Source organism: Streptomyces sp. NPDC001056, assembly GCF_053598955.1.
This window is the reverse complement of record NZ_JBSFLI010000089.1, coordinates 1-2,728: the sequence shown is the minus strand read 5'-3', so window position 1 is coordinate 2,728 and position 2,728 is coordinate 1. Positions and strand designations below refer to the sequence as shown.

The window sequence follows — 2,728 nt, the reverse complement described above, 5'->3', positions numbered from 1 at the left end:
GGGAGGGTCCGTCCGAGCCGTCGGGCGACTCAAGGAGCGCTTCGGCACGGGTGCGCACCTTGTTGCTGAGCCGGTCCAGATCGGATGCGAACCGCAGAGGGACTTCGATGGAAGCACTCTGGTGGGCGACGCAGGTCCGGCTGACGGAATCTGGATCGAACCTCACACTCGCCGAGCTTTATGCATTCTGGGCTGCCCCACCCTATGGGCTGCGCGCTGGTGTAATGCCCGTACTGGCACTTGCGCTATTTATGGCCTGCAGGTCATACGTGGCCATGTATGTCGATGGCGTCTTCACTCCTGACCTGTCCGAAGCGGTAATCGATGAGTGGTTGCTCGATCCTCGAAGCATCCGATTTCAATTCGTTGAAGCATCGCAGGATGAAGCGATGATCGTTCAGGCGATCGCCGAAAGTGTCGGTGAAGCATCGGAGGATGACGAAGTAGGTCCTCTGGATGCCGCTCGAGCGCTGGTTGGTATGGTGGTTGATCTTCCGGAGTGGGCGAAGCGAACAACTTCGATATCGTCTACATCGCAGGAAGTTCGCGGCATGCTTCTTCGAGCACATGACCCTCATAAAGTGCTCTTCACCGATCTGCCCAGCTTGCTGCAAGTTTCGGCGCCAGTCGACCTCATTGCGAAGTTGCAGTCGGTCACAGATGAGTTGACGCGTTGCTACGGGGAAATGCTGGCCAGTGTCAGCCAGGCTCTGCTGTCCGCGCTCGACCATGAAGGTCGAACACTGGAGTCACTTCACCTGCGTGCGATTACGGTCAAAGGGATCACTGGCGACTTTCGTCTAGATGCCTTTGCTGGTCGGCTTGAGCAGTTTGACGGTTCACAAGCGGCCGTTGAAGGCCTGATCAGTCTGGCCGTAAGTAAACCCAGTATCAGCTGGGTCGACCGAGACATCGATGCCGCGATCTTGCAGCTGAGTAATTGGGCAATCGAATTTCGTAGGGCAGAGGCAATGGCGACTCTACGGGGCCGGCCATCGACGCGTCGGGTAATCGGCGTAGTGTTTGGAGCCAGTCATGGGAACGACGTGACCGGTACGGTTGACGTGTCCGAATCCGATATTCCGGCAGTAGATGATTTGGTAAAACGGGTTCTCGCAACCGTCTATCAAGAAAAGCCGGAAATCGTTTTGGCCGCGCTTGCTGAGGCTGGTGCGCTGTTGATGAAACAGTCGAAAAAGGAGTCAGCCTGATGGCCGAACGACATGTACTCGGATTGTCTGGCGGGAAGGACAGTGCTGCGCTGGCAATTTTCATGCGGCAACACTTTCCAGAACTCGATATACACTATTTCTTTACCGATACCGGAAAGGAACTTCCGGAAGTCTATGAATTTCTTGGTCGCCTAGAGGGGTTCCTTGGCCGACCGATTGAATATCTAAATCCGAACCGCGGCTTCGACTTCTGGCTTCGACAGTACAATAACTTCCTCCCTTCGCCAAACACGCGTTGGTGTACGCGCCAGCTCAAACTCGAGCCGTTTAAGCGTTGGGTACGGCCGTGGCTCAATGACGGAGACACTGTCATTAGCTATGTAGCGATCCGCGCGGACGAGGATCACCGGGAAGGCATGGTCGCTCAGCACGAAAACATGCACGTTCGCCTGCCGTTTCGCGAACACGGCATCGATAAACCGGGGGTAATCGAAATTCTGGAGGCCTCCGGTCTCGGTTTGCCTGCATACTACGGCTGGCGGTCCCGCAGCGGCTGCACCTTCTGCTTTTTTCAACAAAAAATCGAGTGGGTGCGGCTTAAGCAGGTTCACCCTGATGCGTTCGAGGCGGCGAAGGCTTACGAGAAAACCGCACTAGATCACGGCTCGCCATTTACGTGGTCACAGCGGGAATCTCTGGAAGAGCTTGAGCGACCGGAGCGAATGGCGCAGATTCAGGCAGACTACGACTTGCGCATGCAGCGCGAAATGGCCAGAAGACGGCCGAATCCACTGCGCCAGCAGCTCGAGGGCGCCGTAGATATAGATGACCTTTTTCTAGAAGACGAGGGTGGCGGAGCTTGCTTAGTCTGTCACAAGTAACAAGAACTGATATCGAGGGGGTAGATAGGTGGTCAGTCCAGCTCAAAAAATATTCGAAGCCACGTCAGAAAGTCTTTACGATTTCGTCTCCAAAAACGGGCGAGGCCTGTATATCCCTCCATACCAACGGGACTATGCTTGGGACAGATCAAACGTCGAAAGGCTAATTGATGACACGTTGCAAGGTCTCGATGCGTTACTGAAGCGACCTGACGAATCGATCACATTCATCGGCACGATCATAACGATGAATGATGCCAAGAAGACCACGATCAACCCCTTAGTGAAAAATCAGGTGTATGGTCAGGTAATGACAGTCATCGACGGTCAGCAACGGCTAACCACGTTGCTGATGCTGTGTCTTGCCTTGCTTCTTGAGATTGAAACCCAGTGGAACGAACTCAAAAAGTCAAAGGTCACCGTCAGTGACGAAACTAAGATATGGATTGAGACGCGTGTCAATGATATGCGTGGCCTGCTTTCCCAGATGTTGGCAGAGAAGCAAAACAATGGTGAGGGCGCATTCCGTTTCTTTCCGAAGATGATTCGGGCCTTCATCGATACATGGTCATACGATGCAGACAAGGCGGTCTATGAGTCTCGGCGCGCAGGACGGCGTCGGGCGTGCCCGGCTTCGCCCGGTGGGCGGCGACGGAGGCGTGGAAGGCGTCCAGG

3 protein-coding genes are annotated in these 2,728 nt (G+C 54.8%); all 3 read left to right on the top strand.

From position 1 onward, the window contains the following. Nucleotides 1-107: 107 nt before the first annotated feature. A complete protein-coding gene (locus ACWDD7_RS37510; protein WP_450460697.1) occupies nucleotides 108-1,211 on the top strand; it encodes a hypothetical protein in 1,104 nt (367 codons plus the stop codon). Next, nucleotides 1,211-2,053 (top strand): phosphoadenosine phosphosulfate reductase family protein, encoded by an 843-nt coding sequence (locus ACWDD7_RS37505; RefSeq protein WP_124632231.1) that lies wholly within the window; start codon nucleotides 1,211-1,213, stop codon nucleotides 2,051-2,053. The genes ACWDD7_RS37510 and ACWDD7_RS37505 overlap by 1 nt, the downstream gene beginning before the upstream one ends. Nucleotides 2,054-2,081: 28 nt before the next feature. After that, nucleotides 2,082-2,728: DUF262 domain-containing protein (locus tag ACWDD7_RS37500; protein WP_450460696.1), on the top strand; the 647-nt coding region annotated here is incomplete at its 3' end.